The sequence below is a fragment of the Bradyrhizobium sp. SZCCHNGR1005 genome, from assembly GCF_032489995.1.
GTDB lineage: Bacteria > Pseudomonadota > Alphaproteobacteria > Rhizobiales > Xanthobacteraceae > Bradyrhizobium.
This window is the reverse complement of the sequence record NZ_JAUEZC010000003.1, coordinates 649,820-671,969: the sequence shown is the minus strand read 5'-3', so window position 1 is coordinate 671,969 and position 22,150 is coordinate 649,820. Positions and strand designations below refer to the sequence as shown.

Below are 22,150 nucleotides of genomic sequence, written 5' to 3'. Positions count from 1 at the left end.
TCATTCCGGTCTGCCGGGCGCTCCGGTGCTTCACATGCCGTCTGTCGCCCGATGCGTCAATAAGAATCTCATATATTGAGATTTTGAATGGATTCGTCGAAGGCTTCTGTCCCGATCAGCCGAGCCGCCTCGCACACCTCCGTGCTGATCCGGTCGATCAGCTCGCCATTCGCCTGTTGTCCGCCGATGGTGACGCAGAGGCTGGCCACCGGATAACCGGCATCGAGGATCGGTGCGGCGACACCGACTGCGCCAGGCGTCACTTCGCCGAATGCCACCGCGACGCCGGCGCGCCGGATGCGCTTGAGCGCGGCCAGGATGTCATCCGGCGTCCTGCCGACGCCGACCTGGCGGAGATCGTCCGCATAGCGGCCGATCAACGCCATCAGTTGCGGCTTCGGCAGGAACGCCATGATCGAGCGGGCGATCGCGCCGCGTCCCATCGGCATCGGCCGTCCGCGCGGATAGCTGCTGATGGGATTGGGGGCGGAGGACTGTGAGGCGACGCACAGCATTTTGTCGCCATACCAGCGCACGACCAGCGCGGTGCAGGGATGGGCAGTGGTGAGGCGCGCCAGATGCGGCGTGGCCGCTGCGACCAGAGGGTCGGCGCGGCGGCTCAGGTAATCCATTTCGACAACGCGCGGACCGAGCGTCAGGCGGCCTCCCCGTGTCGACATCAAAAGCCCGATGTCCTTCAGGCTCTTCAGATAGCGATAGAGCGTCGGCCTGGTGTAGCCGAGCTCGCGCATCAACTCCTCGGGCGTCCAGAGCGGGCGGCTCTCACTGAAGAGGTCGAGCAGCGCCAGCACTCGATCCTGACTGTTGGTCTTCTTCAACGCCTGCCTCACCATGTCTCACGCCGCCGTCCTGATACCCGGATTTGCGGGTTCGCGAAAATGCTCGCGGCTGACGGCTTGTGTTGAATAAAATCTCATAATAAGAGATTTGAGACAAAAATCGATAACAGGCCGGCAGGCCACGGGGAAGGACGACGCGGATGGATCTCGACGTCAGGGCGAGGGCGGCAGCTGTTATCGACGTGCCGGAGACCATCGACCGTTTGCCGGTCGGTCCCTTCCAGATCCGCGTGCTCCTGATTTGTGCGGCGGTCCTGTTCGTCGATGGGTTCGACACCCAGGCCATTGGCTATGTCGCGCCGGCTCTGGCGCAGGAATGGAAGCTGACGCGCGGCGCGCTCGGGCCGGTGTTCAGCGCCGGCCTGTTCGGCCTCATGATCGGGGCCATGCTGTTCGGTACGATCGCCGACCGGATCGGGCGCAAGCGGATCATCGTGCTGAGCACCGCCGCATTCGGTGTCGGCACCTTGCTGACGATGCTGGCGCAGGATGCGACCTGGCTGATCGCGCTGCGCTTCCTCACCGGGCTTGGCCTTGGCGGCGCGATGCCGAACGCGGTGGCGTTGACCTCCGAGCTCAGCCCGCACCGGCGCCGCGCCACCATGGTGATGACGATGTTCGCAGGCTTCTCGATCGGCGCTGCGCTCGGAGGCCTGCTCGCAGCTGCGCTGATTCCCGCCTTCGGCTGGCGTTCGGTCTTCCTGGTCGGCGGGCTGGTGCCGCTGGTGCTGGCGCCGATCCTCGGCGTCGTGCTGCCGGAATCGATCCGCTATCTCACGCTGGTCGGTGGCCGCGATCGCGAGGTCGCTGCGCTGTTGCGGCGGGTCGCGCCGACGGTCGAGGTCGCACCCGACGCCCACTTCGTCGTGCGCGAGCCGAAACTGCCGGGTCTGCCGCTCGCGCATCTGTTCGCTGAGCATCGCGGCCGGGTGACGCTGCTGCTCTGGGTCGTCTTCTTCATGAGCCTGCTCGATCTCTATCTGTTGTCGAACTGGCTGCCGACCGTGCTCAACGATCTCGGCACCTCGGTCTCAGTTGCTGCGGTGATCGGCGCCATGCTGCAGGTCGGCGGCGTGGTCGGCACCTTCACGCTCGGCCGCGTCATCGACCGCTTTTCCTTCCAGGCGCTGGCGATCGTCTATTTCTGTGCGGCGCTGGCGGTCGCGGCGATCGGCTTCACCAGCCATTCGACCGGCTTCGTCACGGTCGCGATCTTCGCCGCCGGCTTCTGCATCGTCGGTGGTCAGATCGCCGCCAACGCGCTGACGGCGACCTATTATCCGACCGCGATCCGCTCCACCGGCATGGGCTGGGCGCTCGGCATCGGCCGCATCGGCTCGATCGTCGGACCGCTGGTCGGCGGCGCGATGCTGGCCGCCAAGGTCGGCGTCGACATGTTGTTCGCGGCGGCGGCGATCCCGGCGCTGATCGCAGCCGTGGCGGCTGCCGCACTGGTGCGTGTTACGCCGCCTGGCGAAGGGGAGCGCAGACAGCGCAGTTGAAGTCGTCGATGCTGAATGGATGAGCGGCGAAGGCGCCTCGGCATTGGCTCGTATTGCGCTGACAGGCGGCACGATGTTGCGGCCGCTTCGCCTGTCAGCTCGTGAGCGGCAGGTCGAACCTCACCTTCAGCCCGTCGGCGGCGAAGTCGCGCGTGACCGCCCCGCCGAGCGCGGGGCCGAGAATGCGCTCGAACAGCAGCGAGCCGAAACCGTTGCGGGCCGGCTGCGTGACCTGAGGTCCGCCGCTCTCTTGCCACGACAGCTCGAGGCGGCCGCCGTCGAGCCTCCAGCCCAGCGTCACGCCGCCGGCATCGTTGGAGAGTGCGCCATACTTCACCGCGTTGGTGACGAGCTCATGCAGTCCCATCGAGAGATAAAGCGCAATACCCGGAGCAAGCTGCACCAAAGGGCCGTCGACCGCGATGCGCTCGCATTGCAGCGGCGCCAGCTCGGCCTCCACAAGCTCGTCGAGCGTGATCGCCTCACGGCCGCGATCGAGCGCCAGCGCGTGGCTGCGCGTCAGCGCCGCGATGCGGCCGCGCAGCGCCTCGCCGAAATTCACGAACGTCGCGTCGGCGCGGACGCTGAGAGCGATGATGCTGTCGACCAGGGCCAGCGTGTTCTTGACGCGGTGGTTGAGCTCGTGGACCAGCAGGCGATGGTGTTGCTCGACGGTCCGTCGTCGCGCATTCTCGGCGCGCAACGCGATCTCGTCCATCACGATCTCGCTGAGTTCGGTGAGCTGGGCGATGTCATCCTCGCTCCAGGCACGCGGGACGTGGTCGATGACGTAGAGCGCGCCGATCACCTCGCCTCCCGACAGCTTCAAGGGAACACCCAGATAGGCGATCACCCCGGGGACAGGCACGGCAAGATGGTTCTTCACCAGAGGATGCTGGCCCGCATCGGTGACGACCAGCGGCGCTGCTGTGCTCACGACGTGCTGGCAGAAGGAGTGATTCAGTGGCGTCTCCCGCAACGAATTCCACGGCTCGCACAGGCCGATCGAGCTCTTGAAGAATTGCCTGTCGCGATCGACGAGCGCGATGATCGCGGCCGGCGCCTGCAAGAGCCGCGTCGCGAGGCGCGTGACACGATCGAAGCCCGGCTCGGGCGGAGTGTCGAGCAGGTCCGTCTGCGACAGGCTGGTCAGTCGGTCCGGCGCGGGAGAGTCACGATCGGGGGGCATGCTGGACTTCGTCGGGCGGTTGAGCCGATGCGGACATGCCGCACGAGGACCGAGCCGGATACCCCATCCGGCATTGGACGGTCGTGCGGCGCGGTTTACTTCGGCTCGAACGAAGCCGGCACGGAAACAGGATGAAACCTTCGAGGCGAGTGTCCGCACGTCAGGCGCGCGGGCCGAAACTCGATTCCATGAGGAACAACCAAAAGGCAGAGTATGGCCTGACCAAGGCAGCTCCGACCTTCTTTCGCGCGCTCACGCTGGCATGCTGTATACGTGGTTCTCAGCCACCCTTGACGGCACCCGCCGTGAGCCCCGCCACGATCTGTCGCTGCGCGAACACGGTGAGCAGCAGCACGGGCGCGGTCACGATCAGCGCGGCGGCGGCGAGCGGGCCCCAGCTCAATTGGTCGAACGAGATCATGTTGTAGACCGCGACCGGCAAGGTGCGCGTCTCGCGCCCCGCCAGCACGATGCCGAACACGAAGTTGTTCCAGGAGAAGATCACGGACAGGATGAAGGCGACCGCCAAGCCGGGCTTGGCGACCGGGAGCGCTACATGACGGAATACCTGCCACCGCGTGGCGCCGTCGATCCTTGCCGCCTCTTCCAGCTCGATCGGCGTGGTTTCGAAATAGCCGATCATGATCCAGATCACGATCGGGACGGTGACCACGAGATGGATGATGATCTGCGGCACCAGCGTGCCGAGCAGGCCGAGCCATTGGAACAGGAGAAACAGCGGGATCAGGTAGGACAGGCCGGGCGTGATGCGTGCGATCAGGATCACGATGGCGGACTTGTGCGCCGCCATCCGCGCGATGCCGTAGCCCGCGGGCACGCCGACCAGCATCGCCAGCAAGGTGGCGCCGCCGGTGACCAGCACGCTGTTCTCGAAATAGGTCAGGAAGCGGTTGGAGGCGAGCACGTCGGCATAGTTGCTCCAGGCGAACCGCTCAGGGATGAAGACCGGCGGATAGGCCGCGTTGTCGATCTCGAACTTCACCGACAGCGACAGCATCCAGAGGAAGAACAGGATCGCGGGCGAGACGATCACGAAGACCGCCAGCGCCAATCCGATCCGAGCGAGGATCGCGCGCCCGTTCATGCCTCACTCCCGAGCGCGTTCCACTGCGCGCGTCGCCGAAGCAGCAGGAGCAGCGCGGTCAATGCGACGATCAGCGCGAAGAAGACGACCGCGATGGCGGAGGCATAGCCGAGATCGTAATAGGCGAAGGCGACATTGTAGAGATAGAGGTTGATGGTCTCCGAGGCGGTGCCGGGGCCGCCTTGGGTGATCGCGAAGATGATGTCGAAGCTCTTCACCGCGTCGATGCAGCGGATCATCGCGGCGATGAACAGGAACGGCATGATCAGGGGCAGGGTGATGTAGCGGAACATCTGCCACGGGCTGGCGCCGTCGATCTGCGCGCTTTCGTAAGGCTCGGTCGGCAGCGAGGCGATGCCGCCGAGCACGATCAGCATCACCAGCGGAGTCCATTGCCAGGTCTCCACCAGCACCAGCGAGGGGATCACGGTGGCCGGATGAAACACCCAGAGCTGCGGCGGCAGGCCGACCAGCGACAGCAGGTAGTTCAGCACGCCGAGCTGGGGGTGGAACATCATGGTCCAGACCAGCGCGATCGCGACCGGCGTCGCCATCATCGGCATGATGAACAGCGCCCGCAACAGCCCCCGGCCCGGAAACCTGGCGTGGAAAACCACGGCCGCGAAGGTGCCGAAGACGAGCGGCAGCAACACCGAAAGCGCGGTGTAGGACAGCGTGTGCCCGACCGCCTCGACGAAGCGCGGGTCGGCCGGCAGCCGCAGGTAATTGGCGGCGCCGACGAAGATTGTCGGCGAGCCAACCTTCCATTCCTGGAAGCTCATCCAGATCGTGAACAGCCAGGGGAAGATGATCACCGACAGCACGACGACGAGCGCCGGCAGCACGAACGGCCAATAGGACGGCGGCCGCCACTGCTGCTCCGGCACGGTGACGTGCTCTGCTATGCCGGAGGCCTGTTCAAGGACCGTGCTCACGCCTTCTCGCTGCGCTCCAGGATCGGGCGATACTGCTCATGCGCCTTCTTCAATTCGCTCGCAGGATCGGCGCCGGAGAGGGTTGCGGTCAATGCGGCTCCGACGATGTCGCGATATTCGGCGACCGGGATCACGACGGGCAGGCCGAGCTTCGAGATCTTGGCGGAGTCGATCACCGACTGCAGCCATTCCTTCGGCAGCTTCACGCCGTTCTGCACCTCGGCATCGTTCAGGATGGAGTTGCGGAACGGCACGCCGCCGCCAGCCTGCAGCAGCCGCGCGCCTTGCGTCTTGGAGACGATCCATTGGCAGAGCAGATAGGCCGCCTCCTTGTTCTTGCTGGCTGCCGCGATGCCGATGCCATCGCCATAGGTGGCGGAGTACTGTCCCTTCGGTCCTGCCGGCACCACGGTGTAGCCGACCTTGCCGACCACGCGCGAGGCGTTCGGGTCTTCCAGCGGCGGCGCCCAGCCGACGCCGTCGATCCACATCGCAGAGCGGCCTTGCGTGAAGGAGGCCATCGACTCCATCCAGTTGAAGCCGGCGACGCCAGGCGGTGCGCTCGTCGTGAGCAGCCTCTGATAGAGCTTGGTTGCTGCAACGGCTTCCGGCCCGTCGCTCAGGATGTTGCCTTTGTCGTCGAGGAATTCGCCGCCATAGTTGAGATAGAAATTCGTCCACAAGGTCATGTTGGCGTTGCGAAGGCCGCGGCCGACGAAGCCGAAGGTGCCGTTCTTGGCATCCGTCAGCTTCTCGGCAGTCTCGGCCATCTCGTCGAGTGTCTTCGGCACCGCGACGCCCTTCTTCGCGAACAGCTCCTTGTTGTAGTAGAGGATGAAGTAGTCGACCGACCACGGCAGCGACAGCATCCGCCCCTTGTCGTTCTTGGCGTAAGCCAATCCAGCTGTTGAGAAATCGCTCTCGACGAGATCCGGCGCGGTGAGGTTCGGGTCCTTCATGTAGTCGGTGATGTCGGCCAGCCATCCGGCCTTCTCGAACTGCCGCTTCTGCACGTGATAGCTCAAGTGAACGACGTCGAAGCTCGGCTTGCCGGAGGAGAGCTCGATGACGACCTTCTGGCGCTGCTGCTGCTCGGGAATCTGCTCGGACTCGACCTCGATGCCGGTCAGTGCGGTGAATTCCTTGAGGTACTTCTGCACATTGTCGCCACGCGGCCCCTTGATCAGCATCGCCTCGAGTCGGGTGCCGGCGTATTTCTTCCACTGCGGCTCGGCCCAGGCCGACCGGCCGGTCAGCGCCAATGCGCCCGCCGTTGCCGTGCCCGCAAGCATGTTGCGGCGCGTGATCGCTGTCATGGTGTCCTCCCCAGGATGTTTCTTGTTTGGCAGGGAAGTGTAGCGCGATCCAGCGGCGCTGCAACTGCGCCTTGCCTGCGAGTTTGGGGATGCAACGGTTGAGCGTGATGCGGCGAAGCCGGCCGTGAGGAAAACGGATGGCTCAGCTCTGCGCTTCAGCCGCGAAGTCGGCCCGTTCCAGCAACCACGAGAGCGCGAACCCGGCGACGAGACCCCAGAATGCGGCACCAATATTCAGCAGCGGCACGTCCGCGACCGTGACCAGGAAGGCGATCAGCGCACCCAGCGAGAAGCGGGCCTTGAACGCGGTCACGAACGCCGTCTGCAGCACGCGCAGCATGGCGAGCCCCGCGAGCGCGGTGACCAGGGATTTCGGCGCGATCAGCAGCAGGCGGGTGAAGGTCGGCGCCAGCAGGCCGAAGCCGAGTGCGAGCAGGCCGACGAACATCGCCGCTGTGTAGTGACGCTTGCGCTCGCCGCCAGAGACGACGATCGCATTGGTCGGCCCAGTCAGGCAGGTGGAGACACCTCCGACCACGGCAGCGAGCGCCGAGCCGAGGCCGCAGGCGACGGTGACGAGATTGACCGGTGGCGTGTGACCCGCGGCCGTCAACACCGCAAAGCCCTGGCCGTTCTGCACCACGAGCACGGTGACCGCGAGCGGCACGATCAGCTCGATCATGGCGGCAAGTGACCAGGACGGTACCTGGATCACCGGCGTGATCAGCTCGATCCGCAGCGCTGCGCCCTGATCGTATGTCCCGAGCAGCAGGGCGGCCAGCGTGCCGACGACGAGCGCGCCGATGATCGGCGGGCAGCGGCGGCCGAGCGCGGGCAGCGCGCTCAGGACGAGCCAGACCACGATCATCGGGCCGGCGATGGCGACATCAGTGAAGACGGCACGGACGAGATCGAGGCCGAAGCGCAGGAACACGCCGGCGACCATGCCCATCACGATCGGCATCGGCACCAGCTGCATCGCGCGCTTGACCCAGCCGGTCAGCCCCAGGACCAGCATCAACAGCGCGGTTCCGTAGAATGCGCCCACGACCTGCGGGAAGGTGAGATGCGTCAGCGACTGACCGACCAGCACCGTGCCGGGAATGGTCCAGAACAGCACCAGCGGCTCCCGATGCAGCCACGACAGGACAAGGGTGATCAGCCCGTTGACGAAGAACACGCCGAAGATCCAGGATGCGATCTCCGCTTGCGACAGACCGCCATTGGCGCCGACGGACAGGATGATGGCGACCGGCCCGGTGATGGCGAACAACCAGCCGATGAAGCCATGCGAGGCGTAGAGCGGGCCGAAATCATCGGCGATCCGGCCGAGGCCGGGCAGTGGTCCCGCGGGGCGTTCGATAGCGCTGAACATGAGGGCAGGGCTCTCGCGGTGTTCTTATTGTTGTCCGGGGCAGATCGTGGGATGTTGTGAACCAACCTAAGTGGGTGTGCAAGCCGCGGTGCAGACGCCCGCGCTTGGCGATCGTCATTTCGAGGAGTGACGGGGAGCAAGAGTGAGCTTCACTGCGAACCGATGAAGATGTCCTCGGGTTTTTCCAATCCGCGGCTTGGCGTCATTTGCTGCGGCCACGTGTTCCGTCGCGAGCGTCGTATTCGATATGCTTTGCATGAATCCGACGGCTGGCAATTCATGTGCGGCGAGAATGATCATTACAGCGCTGCAGACGGTCATTTCGTTCATGTCGGCGGGTTGCTCCAGTTCGATCCGAGTTTGCATGACATTTCGGACCTGCCTGCAGGGTGCAAAGCCGAGCGGACGGATGGCGCGTCGCCATGGGTTCGAACCCCATGAGTTGGTTCATGAGGAAACGTCTCCGCGCCTTCTTTGGTGCATGCCTGCGTGAAGAGGCTCTCGCGCAACACGGTCGAACTTAGCAGACGATCTCTGCCCGGCGGGCAAACCAGGTCGCTTCGCGAAATCCTGTCCAGCCCTTCTGGAAGAAAGAAATCGCTTGGCGATTTCGGCAAATCAGCATTATGGTCGCGGCCGTTCCGTTGCGTCGGAAGGGGACGTATCGCGGTCGTCACGGACGTCGGCAGCGGGATGCGGTGGGCGGGTTCGGGTTGCAGCGTGAGTCATTTGCGCCGACGAACAACCCGGCACGCACGGTCAAGTCGCGCGGTCCTGGCACCCCGATGCTGGTGTCACGTTTGCGACGACGCTCGCGCGTCGCGCAGGCAACGGTGGCCAACAAGCCCGGCGCACCGGGGAGAACGCGAAGCAGCCGTCAAAACCATCGCGCAGGGAAGGCCGGGTGTTTTCGGCCAGACCTGTGGTACCTGCCGCCTGCATTTTTTTGCCGCAGGCGGGCCACGGGCGCGGCCAGCGCCCGGCCTTCCCTGCACCCTCCACCTTATGAGGGTGACGCTGTGAGCAAAGCTCGGACGCGAAACGCGCCGCGAGATCGTGGAAGTTCGTCTGAAATGCTGATCGTGATTGTCGGGCCGGACGTGGAGACATCACCCCACCCTGCCTTACGTTTCGCTGCGCTCCTCGTGAGGCGCCCCTCACCCTCCAGGGGAGGGGCGGCCAAATCGAGAGGCTTGCGCGCGAGGAGAATGGTCCGAGGAGGACGCGGGACCCTGTTAGGAAAACAGCGTCAGTCGAACAGGCTCGATACCGACTCTTCCGCCGCGGTGCGGCCGATGGCTTCGGCAATCAGCGGCGCGATCGGCAGGGCGCGGATGTTCGGTGCATTGCGGACCGCTTCGGTCGGCATGATGGAGTCGGTGATGACGAGCTCCTTCAGCCGCGACGAGGTGATGCGGCTGACCGCGCCGCCCGAGAGCACGCCATGGGTGATATAAGCGTAGACCTCCTTGGCGCCGTTGGCGAGCAACGCGTCAGCCGCGTTCACCAGGGTACCGCCGGAATCGACGATGTCGTCGACCAGGATGCAGGTGAAGCCGGCGACGTCGCCGATCACGTTCATGACCTCGGACTCGCCTGCGCGCTCGCGCCGCTTGTCGATGATTGCAAGCGGGGTGTTGATGCGCTTGGCAAGGCCGCGCGCGCGCACCACGCCGCCGACGTCGGGCGACACCACCATCACCTTGGCGAGATCAAAGCGCTCCTTGATGTCGCGCACCATCACCGGCGAGGCATAGAGATTGTCGGCCGGAATGTCGAAGAAGCCCTGGATCTGGAGGGCATGCAGGTCGAGCGTCATGACGCGGTCGGCACCGGCATGCGTAATCAAATTGGCGACGAGTTTGGCCGAGATCGGCGTGCGCGAGCTGGATTTACGATCCTGCCGCGCATAGCCGAAATAGGGCACCACCGCGGTAATGCGGCGCGCCGAGGCACGGCGCAGCGCGTCGGTGATGATCAGGAGTTCCATCAGATGATCGTTCGCCGGATAGGACGTCGACTGCAGGATGAAGACGTCGGAACCGCGGACGTTTTCCTGGATCTCGACGAAGATCTCCATGTCGGCGAAGCGCCGGACCACAGCCTTTGTGAGCGGCAAGTCGAGTTCGGCCGCGATTGCGCTCGCCAATGCTGGATTGGAATTGCCGGCGACCAGTTTGATGGAGCCGTTCTTGGCCGACATCGAGATTTCTCCTCGCGCTTTGCTGGAGACAATATTCAGCATATCGGGCTACCCGTGGAACCGGCAATGTTGGACGCGCGAGGTGATATCAAGGACATAGCGCGGCTGGCAACCCGCGGGAGGCGTTTTTCCGACCAAAAATGGCCACGAATTCGATCGCCCCGGCTAATGATCGGTGTAGCCGAGGGCCGCGACATTGGTGCTCTCGGCCGAGTCGGCCGGAGCCGCCGTCGCGACTGCAGGGCCCTGCGATGCGGGAGCAGGCTGCGGTGGATTGTCGGCCGGCGCCGTTCCATTGAGCATGCTGGTGAGCCCGCTGAAGCCGGCTTGCGCGATCTTGCGCAGGACGAGATCGTCCGCCGCACCCCACGGATCACGCGTCGCATCTCGTCCCGCACGGCCTGTCGGCTCTTCGCCCGACAGCCGCAGCGTACGTTGCTGATTGCGATCGTAGACGTCCCATACCCAGGCGACCACGCTCTTGCCGCTGACCACCTGCGCGGAGAGATAGCTGCGCACGCGGTAGGCGGCGGGTGCCTCGCGCGACACGATGGCGAGGCTGCGGAGTTTCGACTCGCTGTCGAGCACATTCACCATCCGGTCGAAGACCTGCGGCGGCGGACCGTCGATCTGATCGAACGCGATGGTCGCGCCATCGCTCGGAACCGTCGATGTCGCCATCGCGTAGGAATTGCTCGCGCTGTTGTTGCTCGCGCAGCCAGCGAGCGCACAGGCGCACACCATCAGCATCGCTGCAACGCAAGCGTGCCGCGGAGTCCGGCCGAGTCGGTGAAGTAGTATTGACGCTCCCCTCATCGATTGGAGCGATATCGTTAAAATCGATTAACGTCTAGGTCGCCGGTGACACAGAGCGGGACAGAATGCAGCTGATTGTTCAGAAATAGTTAAGCAAACAAAGTGATGTCACAGTTTGGGCCAGCTTCAGCCTTCCAGCATGATCGCGTGCACATGGCGGCCATAATCCGGCTCCTTGCGGTGCACCGAACGGCGGTAACTGAAGAAGCGGTCGTCGGCGTAAGTATCGTGACCGAGATCGTCGATCATGAGCACGCCGGCCTTTTCCAGTCGCGTGCGGATGAAGCCGGCGAGATCGAACATCGCATGTCCCTCGCGTGTAGAGGGCAGGAAGAACATCGCGTGCTCCGCATCGGCGTCGAGGAAACGTTCGACGAATTCGGCGCCCACTTCATAACTCGGCTGACGGATCATCGGGCCGATCGCGGCAATGATCTGCCCGCGTTCGGCGCCGAGCATCTCCATGGCACCGATGGTGGCTTCGAGAACGCCGGTGAGGGCTCCCTTCCAGCCGGCATGAGCCGCGCCGATCACGCGCTTGTGCGGGTCGACGAACAGCACGGGACCGCAATCGGCCGTGGTGACGCCGATCGCCAACTTCTCAATCTGAGTCACGATGGCATCGGCCTTCGGCCGCGCCGGTCCGTCCCATGGTCCGGTGGCGACCACGACGTCGGGCGAGTGGATCTGGTGCACGCTCAAGAAGTTCTCCGGCGTTGCGCCGAGATGCGCCGCCATGCGACGGCGGTTCTCGCGGACATTGTCCGGCAGGTCGTTCGAGCCGAGGCCGCCGTTCAATCCGGCATAGATCCCGGCGGAAACGCCGCCCTCGCGGGTGAAGAAGGCGTGCCGCAATCCGGGAACGGCGGAGATCAGGTCCGATGCCAGCATCATCACGCTCCCGCTTTGTCAGTTCCCGTTGTCGTCGCTGAGCGCCGGCAACACGGGGATACCGGGGTCGGAGACGGCCAAGACCTTGAACAGGGCCCCCATGCCGCCGCGGCCGCCGCCGATCAGGCGTTTCAGCCCGCTGGCGATGTCCTCGGCCACTTCAAGCGAGGCCTTCTGCATCAAGGTGAGTGCACGTGTCTCGATGCCGAGCCGCTGCAGGAATTCACCCTGGGTCACGGGTCCATGGACGCGCGCGCCGACCGCGTCGGCGGCGCGGCCCAGGGCGTCGAAATCGACATGGGCGGTAATATCGGCGAGGCCAGGTGCTTTCAACGGATCGGCGAAGCTGTGACGGGCGATCGCCTGGAAGGTGTCGCCGACCTCGCTGCGGGTATGGCCGTAGTCGATGATCAGCGCGGCGCCGCGCTGATCGCGCACGTGCTTGGCGAGCGCCATGATGTCCGTGTCGGGCCGCCACTCGAAGATGGCGCCGAGGGGCGCGGCGCGGACCAAGGGCGGCAGCAGCGCCTCGAAGCCGGGCGTCGGCTCGGCGGCGACGCCATAGGTGAAGTTCTCGTCGTCATCGAGCTCGATGACGCGTTCGTGCCAGCCGGTCTCGCGTCGCACCATCTGATGGATCGGCAGCACGTCGAAATATTCGTTGGCGAAGATGACGCAAGGGCCTTCCGGCACCTCGTCGAAGCGCTCATGCCAAGTGACGTCGCGCATGCCCGTCAGCATCGCCTGCTGCTTTTCCCGCAGCACCGGATTGACTTCGATCATGTGCACGGAGAGCGTCTGATACAATGGCGGCAGCACGCGCAGCGCGCGGAGCGCGTCCGACATCATGGTGCCGCGTCCGGGCCCGAGTTCGATCAGATGGAATTGCTGCGGCGAGCCGACCGCTTTCCAGACCGAGGCGGCCCACAAGCCCAACAGCTCGCCGAACATCTGGCTGACTTCCGGCGCGGTGGTGAAGTCGCCCTCGCGACCCAACGGATCGCGCGAGATATAATAGCCATGCTGCGGATGCAGCAGACACAGCTCCATGTAGCGCCAGACCGGCATCGGGCCGGATGCCTTGATCAGCCGCTTGATCTCGGTGTGGAGCGGGGACAGTTCGATCACGGCTGGGCCTGCACGGATGGGGCTGGCTGATGTTGGGGCTTGCGCAGCGCTCTCAGGATGAGGATCGCGCCGATGATCAACATCGGGACCGACAGCAGCATGCCCATCGTGAGGCCGCCCCAGAGAAAGCCGAGCTGCGGATCAGGTTCGCGAAAATGCTCGCCGGTGATGCGGGCGATCCCATAGAGCAGGATGAAGCTGCCGAGGATCAGGCCGGGTCGTTTCAAAGCACCAAAGCGAACCAGGATCGCCAGCACGATGAACAGCACGATTCCCTCGAGGCCGGCCTCATAAAGCTGGCTGGGATGTCGCGGCACCGGGCCGCCGCTCGGGAAGATCATCGCCCAGGGCAGGCTGGGGTCGGCGGAACGGCCCCACAATTCGCCGTTGATGAAATTGGCGATACGGCCCAGGAACAAGCCGATCGGCCCGACTGCGGTGGTGATATCGCCGAGCGAGAGGATCGGCAGTCCGTTGCGGCGGCAGAACCAGATGACGGCAATGACGCAGCCCATGAAGCCGCCGTGGAACGACATGCCGCCCTTCCACAGTTCGAAGATCTCCAGCGGGTGCTGCACGAAGAAGGGCAGGTTGTAGAACAGCACGTATCCGGTGCGGCCGCCGAGGATGATGCCGAGCGTGACCCAGAGGATGAAGTCGTCGAGCTGCAGAAGCGAGATCGGCGCGGGACCACCCCACAGCCGCTCATTCTTCAGCAGCGAGCGCGCGTAGAGCCAGCCGATGACGATGCCGCTGATATAGGCGAGCGCGTACCAGCGGATCGCGAACGGCCCGATCGCAATGGCCACCGGATCGAACACCGGAAAGTCGATGAGGAGAGGGGTCATGCAGAGGCTTTCGTGGACACGGCATCCCTCATCTGGGATCTGCGGGACACCACCGGCCCTCGCGAGGCCCGCCAGATGTACTTCTTAAAGCGCACCCGCTTAATGGGACGATTGCACCGTGCGATACCCGGGACATGTCATGACTTCAACTACGATGACAAGGAAACTGGTGCATGACAAGGCGAGGTTCGGCTTGAACGGAGCCGTCCGGATCGCCATTGTGTGATCGAGCCCAAGGCGAACCTAAAGGCCAAGTTTTAAGGCCGAACCTGAGCGCGAAGCGGAGTTTTGCATGACCCAGACCACCAATCGGTTTTTCGACGAACTCGGTCGCTTGATGAACGATGCCGCGGGCGCAGCGCAAGGCATGAAGCGCGAAGTCGATTCCCTGGTCCGCAACCAGGCGGAAAAGATCCTGAACGACCTCGACATCGTCAAGCGCGAGGAGTTCGAGGCCGTCAAGGAGATGGCACGTCTGGCCCGCGAGGAGAACGAGGTGCTGAAGGCGCGCATCGCCGCGCTGGAAGGCAAGCTCGGGGGCGGCCAGCCGGGGCCGGCGTCGGGGGCCTGAAGACGCGGCCGGTGGGCGGGCGGGATTCGTCGGCCGCCCGGCAGGGATAGGCGCGAACCGCCGGGCTGGAAAGGGAAGGAGGCCGCAAGAAAATCCTTTCATTTCCTTGTCATTTTGCCGCTTTGCGGCTAGAACGCCGCCGTGTCCGCGGCCCCCGCACCCCTGGAGGCTTGCCGTTGGATCCGAGAACGGGCCGCGTTGCGGCCTTTAACTTTTTTAAAACAAGGACTTACCACAATGGCGACCGTCAGAGAACTGAAGGCGACCGCCCGTCCGTCAGTCGGCAAGGGGGCCGCACGGGCAGAGCGTCGCGCCGGGAGAGTGCCCGGAGTGATTTATGGAGACAACCAGCCCCCGCTGCCGATCTCGGTCGACGACCGTGAACTGCGCCAGCGCATCGCCGCCGGTCGGTTCTTGACCACCATTTTCGACGTCAGCCTGGACGGCAAGAAGCACCGCGTGATCCCGCGCGACTTCCACCTCGATCCGGTCAGGGATTTCCCGATCCACGTCGACTTCATGCGGCTCGGGCAGGGCGCAACCATTCGCGTCAGCGTGCCGCTGCACGTCGTCAACGCGGAAACCGCCCCGGGCGTGAAGCGCGGTGGCACGGTGAACATCGTCACCCATACGCTCGAGCTGGAATGTCTTGCGGAGAACATCCCGCAGTTCATCGAAGCCGATGTCGGCGCGCTCGAGATCAACAATTCGCTGCATATGTCGGACGTCAAGCTGCCGACCGGTGTCAAGCCGCTGCGCGAGGACGCGACGCTCGTGACCATCGTGCCGCCGTCCGGTTATGGCGAAGAGCAGAAGGCGGGTGCCGCTCCGGCTGCAGGTGCCGCAGCTCCGGCCGCTGCCGCCCCGGCTGCCGCGGCTAAGGCTCCGGCTGCTGCCGCCAAGGCGCCCGCCGGCGGCGACAAGAAGAAGTAAGCTGCGTGCTTCTGAAGCTCGCGGGTAGGCCCGCGAGCTTCAGAACACCGGCTCGGAGCGCGGATGCCGCGTCATGTTGCTGTTTGTCGGCCTCGGCAATCCCGGCGCGAAGTATGCGCGCAACCGGCACAATATCGGCTTCATGGCGGTCGATGCGATCGCACGCCGCCATGGTTTCTCGCCGTGGCGCCGGCGTTTTCAAGGCGAGACGTCGGAAGGCTCGCTCGATAGCGAGCGGGTGATCCTTTTGAAGCCGACGACCTACATGAACGAGTCCGGCCGCTCCGTGCAGGAAGCGCTGAACTTCTTCAAGCTCGGCGCCGGCGAGGTCACCGTGTTCCAGGACGAGCTTGAGCTGCCGCCCGGCAAGCTGCGCGTCAAGGTCGGCGGCGGAATTGCCGGCCATAATGGATTGCGCTCGATCTCGGCGCATATCGGCAACGATTATCGTCGGGTGCGACTCGGGATCGGTCATCCCGGCGTCAAGGAATTGGTGCACGGGCATGTGCTGTCGGATTTCGCCAAGGCCGAGATGCCATGGGTCGAAGCCCTCTGCGACGCGGTGGCCGACAATGCGGGGCTGTTGACCGGCAAGCGCGATTCCACCTTCGCGAACAAGGTGCACCTGGTGCTGCAGGCCAAGGGATTTTTGGACAAGGGCGATGCCGGCGCAGCTTGATGCGCGGCGGGCCAGCGGAATTCGGGACGGATCATGGGATTCAAATGCGGAATCGTCGGGCTGCCGAACGTCGGCAAATCCACGCTGTTCAACGCGCTGACTGAGACTGCTGCGGCTCAGGCGGCCAACTACCCATTTTGCACGATCGAGCCCAATGTCGGCGAGGTCGCCGTTCCCGATCCCAGGCTGGAGAAGCTTGCGGCGGCTGCCAAGTCGGCGCAGATCATTCCGACCCGGCTGACCTTTGTCGACATTGCGGGCCTCGTGCGCGGCGCCTCGAAGGGGGAAGGTCTCGGCAACCAGTTTCTCGCCAACATCCGCGAGGTCGATGCGATCGCGCATGTCGTGCGCTGCTTCGAGGATTCCGATATCACTCATGTCGAGGGCAAGATCGCGCCGCTCGCCGATATCGAGACCATCGAGACCGAGCTGATGCTGTCAGATCTCGACAGCCTCGAGAAGCGGGTCGACAATCTCTCCAAGAAGGCCAAGGGCAACGACAAGGACGCCAAGGAGCAGTACGAGCTCGTGATCCGTGCGCTCGAACTGCTGCGTGCCGGCAAGCCGGCGCGGCTTTTGGAACGCAAGCCCGAGGAGGAGCGTGCCTTCGGCATGCTGGGTCTGCTGACCTCCAAACCAGTCCTCTATGTCTGCAACGTTGAAGAGGGGTCGGCCAAGGACGGCAACAATTTCTCGCGCCAGGTGTTCGAGCAGGCTCAGAAGGAAGGGGCCGTCGCTGTCGTGATCTCGGCCAAGATCGAATCCGAGATTGCGACATTATCGCGCGAGGAGCGGACGGAATTCCTGGAGACGCTTGGTCTCGAGGAGGCCGGCCTCGATCGGCTGATCCGGGCCGGCTATCAGCTGCTCGATCTCATCACCTATTTTACCGTCGGACCGAAGGAAACGCGCGCCTGGACCATCCATCGCGGCACCAAGGCGCCGGCGGCGGCAGGCGTGATCCACACCGATTTTGAAAAGGGATTCATCCGCGCCGAAACCATCGCTTATGCCGATTACGTGGCGCTCGGCGGCGAGGCCGGCGCACGCGACGCCGGCAAGCTGCGTTTGGAAGGCAAGGATTATGTCGTCGCCGACGGCGACGTGATGCACTTCCGTTTCAACACGTAAACACCGTCAGTGCATCCGGCCCTGTTCGCGGATCGCGCCGAGATGCTCGTTGATGCGGAACACGATCAGGACGAATTCGGCAACGATGCGCGAGAACACGATGCCGACGATGACGCCGGCAATCGAGGACAACAGCATCAGGAAGCCGCCGAACGGGCTGATCGCCATCGCCGCGAGCCCGGAGAAGATTCCGGATATCCCGAACAGGAAGACGAGCGCAATCACGAGCCAGTAGAACGTCTTGATGATTGCCGGCGTAATGAACCGGTCCCACTGAAACAAATCGCGAAATTCGAACATCCTAAACTCCCCAGCTAAGTCGAATGTGCGAGCAGGATCTGGTCCTAATGCCCGCCCCATGCATTTGTCCAAGTCTCTTTGGTCCAAGCCTCTTTTGGCCGACTCTCACTTGTCCGACTCTCACTTGTCCAAGTCTCACTTGTAAGCCTCATTTGTCCAAGTCTCGCCGAAATGGAGGCCGCTGAGAGCGGCAGTGACGGGTTTCGGTCGGATGGATTATGAGCCATGCGGGTGGGCGGGTTGTGATTGCTGCAAAGTACGGCCACAATCGGGCTTCTTTCAGCCATTGATCAGTCCATGACACTCACCTTTGAAGATTTTCCGCTGGGCCATTTTGGCAGCTTTGGCCCGCGGCACGTGACACGCGAGGAGATCATCGCCTTCGCGACCGAATTCGATCCGCAGCCGATGCATCTCGATGAGGAGGCGGCCCGCGCCTCCATGCTCCAGGGGCTTTCCGGATCCGGCTGGCATCTTTGCTCGCTGACGATGCGAATGATGTTCGACGGCTTCATTGGCCGCACTGCGTCACTCGGCTCGCCCGGGGTCAACGAAATGCGTTGGATGTCGCCGCTGCGCCCCGGCGACGATTTGATGCTCGATGTCGAGGTCTTGGAAGCACGGGTGTCGCGCAGCCGTCCGACCACCGGGATCGTCACTTTCAAATGCGTGGTGCGGAACGCGGTCCGAGAGAAGCTCGGCGAGATGGTCTCGCCGATCATCGTCGAGCGGCGCAAAGAGCAGGTCGCCTGATGCGGTTTTTCGAAGATCTCGAAGTTGGCCAACGGCGCGAATTCGGCTCGTTCACTTTCACCGCCGAGGACATCAAGCGGTTTGCGTCGCAATTCGATCCGCAGCGGTTCCATCTTGATGAAGAGGAGGGACGCAACTCGCTGTTCGGCGGGCTTGCTGCATCCGGCTGGCATGTCGCCTCGGTCTGCATGAAGCTCCTCGTGGTCGACAATCAGCGTCTTGCGGAGCTCGCGCGCGCTCGCGGAGAGCCGGTCGCCGTCGGCGGACCGTCACCGGGCTTCCGAGAATTGCGCTGGATCAAGCCGGTCCTGGCTGGCGATGTTATAAGCTTTACTAGCGAGATCGAATCCTTGCGCCTGTCCACCTCGCGCCCGGAATGGGGAATTTTGCAGGCGCGCAATGTCGGTACAAATCAACGCAGCGAACTTGTGTTCTCGTTCCTTGCGTCGGGCTTCGTCCCGCGACGGAACAGAGGTTGAGGCGAAAAGGTCACGGCGATTAGGATTGTCTGGCCGGAACCAATTTCGCGCTAACGCATTTTGAACCGCGACTCTATAAGACAGCCACTTGGTACAAGCGTGGTAAGGGACGATCATGGCAGATCGCGGCGGCCTGAAACTTCTTGGCTTCATCTTCGCGAGCGTGATGCTGGCAGTGATGCTCGCAACTGGCATGGTCGTGAAGGGCTATGCCGACGGGTCCTACACGCTCGAGACGACCGCAGTCGACGGTCAATAACTTTAAGGCTTCGTTAACCACGTGCGGCGATGACCGCCCGCCGGCACCGCGTCCAAGCGCTCCGAAGCCCGGTTGACGTGCATCAGCGGCTCCAGCTCCAGCTCCGGCGAACACCGCAACTGCGATCGACGACGTCCGACAACGTGCTGGTTCTTGGTCGCGGCCGCGCGATCCAGCTTGCGGCCCCCCCGGGACATAAACCAAGACCGCCGCACGAGGGCGCTCGCGCGGCGGTCCGGTGGGATGGCGGTTCGTTGGTTTCTGCCGTTCCGCGTCAGCCGTTGCGCAGGCCGTCCGCGGCGCGCTTCCACTGCGTGACGCTTTCGGCGATGATGCGGGTCGACTTCATCGCGGCCTGGCTCAGCTGGGCATAGCTGGCGATCTCGCGCTGGACCCGCTGGCCTTCGGCGTGCAGCACGTCGCGCAGGCTTTCCAGCTCCGAGATCAGGTGCTCGATCTCCGACAGCGAGGTGCCGGCGACGCGCTGGATCAGCGAGTTGACGTTGTTGACGGCGGCGTCTGTGCTGACGTCCACCAGCGCGGGATCGGCGCCGTTCGCAGGTCCCGGCCGGCGCAAATAAGCGATGTCGTTACGCACGAAATCGCGGATGCCGGCTTCGACTTCGGAGACCGCCGCGAGATCGGCGCTCAGCTCGGTTTCAGTTCCTTCGACCTTGTCCGGACGAATAGCGTTCATCGGCTAAATCCCTGTTGCGCGTTACGCGAGCGCGGTGTCCCCGCACGACGAAAGTGACGTGGATCTATCAGTTGCGGCGAAATTGGGCCACATCGCGGCCAAGATGCGGCAATGGTTCGACGATTGACTGCGAATTGCCCCATGTGAGGCGATCACCAGCTGCGCTTGAATCCCGCCGAGATGCTCTTGCTCGTGGTGCCCTGCGCGGTCTCGCCGATCGCGCCGGAGATGGTGACGCCGTCGTAGAGCTTTTGCTCGGCGCCGATCTTGCGCAGCCATTTGTCGTCGTTCGACGACAGCGATTGGCCGGCCGTCAGGCTGGTGCCGGTTTCGCCGATCGAGAGTTTGGCGGACTGCTCGGTGTCGAAGCTGCGGTTGGTGCGCGGGGCAGCGCCGGGCAGGGGCACCATGCCCTGCTGATTCACGTTGTAGCCGTTCTGCAGCGATAGATTATAGCCGTCGAGCGGCACCGCCTTCGTGATGGTGGTGCCGATCTTGCTCTGGTCCGCGTTCGGATCGACGCGCGCTTCGATCGCAGTCTTGTCCCAGATCGCGCCGGCGCCGGGCGCCGTGACCGCGGCCCATGCGGTGCCGCCGGATTGCGGCACGTTGCCGCCGTTCTCGGCCCTCTCGGCCAAGAGCTCGGACATCGTGGTCGGCGTCTTCGTTACCGTCATGTCGGCTCCGACCCGCGCGTCCCAGAACGGCGACACGCTCTGTTTGACGGAGACGGCCGAAGTGCCGTTGTCCTTGTTGTTGTTCGACCAGTTCAGGTTGTTGCCCGCGTTGGCCGTTGCGGGCTTGCCCGAACGGGGCTTTGCTTCCGGACGGTCGAAAAAAGTGGAAGCATCGACGTTGAGCTGGCTCCAGTCGACCTTGCTGACGTCGACCTCCTGCATCGAATCGGCCGCGGCCGCCTTCGGCGCGTCGCTCGCGTCCTCGGCGGCATCATCTGCGGGGGCGATCTGCTGCCAGGGCACGAGCTGCAGCGGCTGCTGCTTCGGCGGTTGCGTCAGGCTCTGCGCCACAACCGGGCATGCAGTAAAGCTCGCGCTCGCCGCCAAAAAAGCCAGCGTCAACCTGCCGATCATCATGAGAACCAACCCCCGCCCCTCGCGGAAAATCACGTCGCATTATGGTGGAATCTGGGCGCAGAATTATGACTGCACAAGTCACGTCTTGGTTCAGTGAACGTGATCGCAAGAACCATTCACGGCATCGCTCCGCCGCTGCGTCCGAGGCTAGCCGGCGAAGGAGCCGACCCGCGGCAGATGAATCGGGCGACCGAGCGTCTGCTCCACCAGGTCGAACGTATCGACCAGCACGCGCAGCCGGATCAGCTTGCCGGCACGGAATTGCACGAAATGGGCAAAGCGCGTCGTGATCGGCTTCTCCGAATCCCGCGTCGCGAACGAACACCGCACCATGGACGCCGCTCTATCCTGATCCAGCATGATGGTCTCGCGGTCGAGACGGCGAATCCGCAAGGTTTGCGAGATCTGCCTGACGACCTCGATTACCGCGGCCTTGCCCTGGCGTGCGCCGAGAAAGGGAAACATGTCGATCGGGCCGTAGATCGCCCAATCGATGTCTTCGTCGAGCAATTCTGCGAGGTCTTCGAAATGGCGTTCGTTGATCGCGCGTTGCAAATCGCGCGACAGACGCCAGAGACGATGCTCTGCCATGGTGAATGTGGTCCTGAACTGGCTTTGCAAGGGCGCGCCGGCCTTCGGGTGACGTCATTCGCGACGTTACGGCCAGGGGCGCTACATCAAGTGCGCTTCATGAAAATTGCGAGGCCCCCACATAAGCCATTCCGCCCGGGGTGCAATCGATATTTTTGCATTGCACAAATGCACGCTACCGCTGCAGTCAGCCGTTCTCGCGCGGCTGGAGCGTGCGGGCGAGCGCGACGTCACGGTCGCGAATCGCGAGCAGCGCAAACAGCGCGGCACCGCCGAGCCCGCCGACCACCGCGCCGAGCGGCATGAAGGTGAAGAACACCAGCATGCCGCTATAGCCCTCGAAATCGCTGGTGTTGGCGATCTCGGTCCAGGCCAGCCCGAGCCCGACGCCGAGCACGGCACCCCCGAACATGCCGATGATCAGCCCCGCGAAGGCTAGCAAGGTGATTTTCATGCCACTGGTGCGCTCGCTCGATTGATTGCGATAGGTCGCAG

At 63.9% G+C, this 22,150-nt stretch carries 25 protein-coding genes; 9 read left to right on the top strand and 16 right to left on the bottom strand.

Translation table 11 applies throughout. From position 1 onward, the window contains the following. Nucleotides 1-68: 68 nt before the first annotated feature. Nucleotides 69-854 carry an IclR family transcriptional regulator gene (locus QXZ85_RS15615; RefSeq protein ID WP_315704928.1) on the bottom strand — a complete coding sequence of 262 codons (786 nt, stop codon included), beginning with the start codon at nucleotides 852-854 and terminating at the stop codon, nucleotides 69-71. 146 nt (nucleotides 855-1,000) lie between these two features. On the opposite strand from QXZ85_RS15615, the gene QXZ85_RS15610 reads away from it, so the two are divergent. Continuing rightward, nucleotides 1,001-2,362: an MFS transporter gene (locus QXZ85_RS15610; RefSeq protein WP_316174400.1), complete on the top strand. Its 1,362-nt coding sequence runs from the start codon at nucleotides 1,001-1,003 to the stop codon at nucleotides 2,360-2,362. 94 nt (nucleotides 2,363-2,456) lie between these two features. Here QXZ85_RS15610 and QXZ85_RS15605 read toward each other — a convergent pair whose 3' ends face one another. The 5 genes from QXZ85_RS15605 to QXZ85_RS15585 all read right to left on the bottom strand — a co-directional run bounded on the left by QXZ85_RS15605 (nucleotide 2,457) and on the right by QXZ85_RS15585 (nucleotide 8,282). Next, nucleotides 2,457-3,551: an HWE histidine kinase domain-containing protein gene (locus QXZ85_RS15605; protein ID WP_315704926.1), complete on the bottom strand. Its 1,095-nt coding sequence runs from the start codon at nucleotides 3,549-3,551 to the stop codon at nucleotides 2,457-2,459. 280 nt (nucleotides 3,552-3,831) lie between these two features. Further along, on the bottom strand, nucleotides 3,832-4,656 hold the full coding sequence (locus tag QXZ85_RS15600; protein ID WP_315704925.1) for a carbohydrate ABC transporter permease: 825 nt from the start codon (nucleotides 4,654-4,656) through the stop codon (nucleotides 3,832-3,834). Then, nucleotides 4,653-5,591: a sugar ABC transporter permease gene (locus QXZ85_RS15595; RefSeq protein ID WP_315704924.1), complete on the bottom strand. Its 939-nt coding sequence runs from the start codon at nucleotides 5,589-5,591 to the stop codon at nucleotides 4,653-4,655. The genes QXZ85_RS15600 and QXZ85_RS15595 overlap by 4 nt, the downstream gene beginning before the upstream one ends. Then, on the bottom strand, nucleotides 5,588-6,907 hold the full coding sequence (locus tag QXZ85_RS15590; RefSeq protein ID WP_315704923.1) for a sugar ABC transporter substrate-binding protein: 1,320 nt from the start codon (nucleotides 6,905-6,907) through the stop codon (nucleotides 5,588-5,590). Before QXZ85_RS15590 ends, QXZ85_RS15595 begins: the two co-directional genes overlap by 4 nt. A gap of 142 nt (nucleotides 6,908-7,049) precedes the next feature. Next, entirely contained in the window at nucleotides 7,050-8,282 is a 1,233-nt protein-coding gene (locus QXZ85_RS15585; RefSeq protein WP_316174398.1) for a benzoate/H(+) symporter BenE family transporter, read from the bottom strand. 162 nt (nucleotides 8,283-8,444) lie between these two features. Between QXZ85_RS15585 and QXZ85_RS15580 the strand changes: the two genes are divergently transcribed. Beyond that, nucleotides 8,445-8,723, top strand: a complete 279-nt coding sequence (locus QXZ85_RS15580; RefSeq protein ID WP_315769573.1) for a hypothetical protein — start codon at nucleotides 8,445-8,447, stop codon at nucleotides 8,721-8,723. Between the two features lie 808 nt (nucleotides 8,724-9,531). Here the strand turns inward: QXZ85_RS15580 and QXZ85_RS15575 are convergent. From QXZ85_RS15575 to lgt, 5 genes are all read right to left on the bottom strand, one after another. After that, entirely contained in the window at nucleotides 9,532-10,485 is a 954-nt protein-coding gene (locus QXZ85_RS15575) for a ribose-phosphate pyrophosphokinase (RefSeq protein WP_315704921.1), read from the bottom strand. 165 nt (nucleotides 10,486-10,650) lie between these two features. Continuing rightward, entirely contained in the window at nucleotides 10,651-11,301 is a 651-nt protein-coding gene (locus QXZ85_RS15570) for a hypothetical protein (protein ID WP_315704920.1), read from the bottom strand. 126 nt (nucleotides 11,302-11,427) lie between these two features. Continuing rightward, nucleotides 11,428-12,195, bottom strand: a complete 768-nt coding sequence (gene pgeF / locus QXZ85_RS15565) for a peptidoglycan editing factor PgeF (RefSeq protein ID WP_315768467.1) — start codon at nucleotides 12,193-12,195, stop codon at nucleotides 11,428-11,430. A gap of 15 nt (nucleotides 12,196-12,210) precedes the next feature. Further along, entirely contained in the window at nucleotides 12,211-13,320 is a 1,110-nt protein-coding gene (locus QXZ85_RS15560) for a class I SAM-dependent methyltransferase (protein ID WP_315704918.1), read from the bottom strand. Further along, nucleotides 13,317-14,168 (bottom strand): prolipoprotein diacylglyceryl transferase, encoded by an 852-nt coding sequence (lgt, locus tag QXZ85_RS15555; RefSeq protein WP_315704917.1) that lies wholly within the window; start codon nucleotides 14,166-14,168, stop codon nucleotides 13,317-13,319. The genes QXZ85_RS15560 and lgt overlap by 4 nt, the downstream gene beginning before the upstream one ends. 292 nt (nucleotides 14,169-14,460) lie before the next feature. On the opposite strand from lgt, the gene QXZ85_RS15550 reads away from it, so the two are divergent. From QXZ85_RS15550 to ychF, 4 genes are all read left to right on the top strand, one after another. Then, nucleotides 14,461-14,739, top strand: a complete 279-nt coding sequence (locus QXZ85_RS15550) for an accessory factor UbiK family protein (protein ID WP_315704916.1) — start codon at nucleotides 14,461-14,463, stop codon at nucleotides 14,737-14,739. A gap of 237 nt (nucleotides 14,740-14,976) precedes the next feature. Further along, on the top strand, nucleotides 14,977-15,672 hold the full coding sequence (locus QXZ85_RS15545; RefSeq protein ID WP_315704915.1) for a 50S ribosomal protein L25/general stress protein Ctc: 696 nt from the start codon (nucleotides 14,977-14,979) through the stop codon (nucleotides 15,670-15,672). A gap of 73 nt (nucleotides 15,673-15,745) precedes the next feature. After that, nucleotides 15,746-16,351, top strand: a complete 606-nt coding sequence (gene pth / locus QXZ85_RS15540) for an aminoacyl-tRNA hydrolase (protein WP_315704914.1) — start codon at nucleotides 15,746-15,748, stop codon at nucleotides 16,349-16,351. A gap of 33 nt (nucleotides 16,352-16,384) precedes the next feature. Further along, on the top strand, nucleotides 16,385-17,482 hold the full coding sequence (gene ychF / locus QXZ85_RS15535; RefSeq protein WP_315704913.1) for a redox-regulated ATPase YchF: 1,098 nt from the start codon (nucleotides 16,385-16,387) through the stop codon (nucleotides 17,480-17,482). A 6-nt stretch (nucleotides 17,483-17,488) separates the two neighbouring features. On the opposite strand, the gene QXZ85_RS15530 is transcribed toward ychF, so the two are convergent. Beyond that, nucleotides 17,489-17,782, bottom strand: a complete 294-nt coding sequence (locus QXZ85_RS15530) for a DUF4282 domain-containing protein (protein WP_315768465.1) — start codon at nucleotides 17,780-17,782, stop codon at nucleotides 17,489-17,491. 297 nt (nucleotides 17,783-18,079) lie between these two features. Here QXZ85_RS15530 and QXZ85_RS15525 point away from each other — a divergent pair, with 297 nt between their 5' ends. From QXZ85_RS15525 to QXZ85_RS15515, 3 genes are all read left to right on the top strand, one after another. Continuing rightward, a complete protein-coding gene (locus QXZ85_RS15525; protein ID WP_315704911.1) occupies nucleotides 18,080-18,535 on the top strand; it encodes a MaoC family dehydratase in 456 nt (151 codons plus the stop codon). Continuing rightward, entirely contained in the window at nucleotides 18,535-19,014 is a 480-nt protein-coding gene (locus tag QXZ85_RS15520; RefSeq protein WP_316174394.1) for a MaoC family dehydratase, read from the top strand. Before QXZ85_RS15525 ends, QXZ85_RS15520 begins: the two co-directional genes overlap by 1 nt. Nucleotides 19,015-19,129: 115 nt before the next feature. Further along, the gene (locus tag QXZ85_RS15515) at nucleotides 19,130-19,273 is read left to right on the top strand and encodes a hypothetical protein (RefSeq protein WP_315704909.1); all 144 of its coding nucleotides are present in this window, start codon (nucleotides 19,130-19,132) and stop codon (nucleotides 19,271-19,273) included. Nucleotides 19,274-19,547: 274 nt separating this feature from the next. Here QXZ85_RS15515 and QXZ85_RS15510 read toward each other — a convergent pair whose 3' ends face one another. The 4 genes from QXZ85_RS15510 to QXZ85_RS15495 form a co-directional block, all read right to left on the bottom strand. After that, nucleotides 19,548-19,970 carry a hypothetical protein gene (locus QXZ85_RS15510; RefSeq protein WP_315704908.1) on the bottom strand — a complete coding sequence of 141 codons (423 nt, stop codon included), beginning with the start codon at nucleotides 19,968-19,970 and terminating at the stop codon, nucleotides 19,548-19,550. Between the two features lie 152 nt (nucleotides 19,971-20,122). After that, nucleotides 20,123-21,064: a hypothetical protein gene (locus QXZ85_RS15505; protein WP_316174392.1), complete on the bottom strand. Its 942-nt coding sequence runs from the start codon at nucleotides 21,062-21,064 to the stop codon at nucleotides 20,123-20,125. 147 nt (nucleotides 21,065-21,211) lie between these two features. Continuing rightward, nucleotides 21,212-21,655, bottom strand: a complete 444-nt coding sequence (locus QXZ85_RS15500; protein WP_315704906.1) for a nuclear transport factor 2 family protein — start codon at nucleotides 21,653-21,655, stop codon at nucleotides 21,212-21,214. Nucleotides 21,656-21,842: 187 nt separating this feature from the next. Beyond that, nucleotides 21,843-22,109, bottom strand: coding sequence for a hypothetical protein (locus QXZ85_RS15495; RefSeq protein WP_315704905.1), 267 nt, complete (start codon nucleotides 22,107-22,109; stop codon nucleotides 21,843-21,845). Between the last annotated feature and the right edge of the window lie 41 nt (nucleotides 22,110-22,150).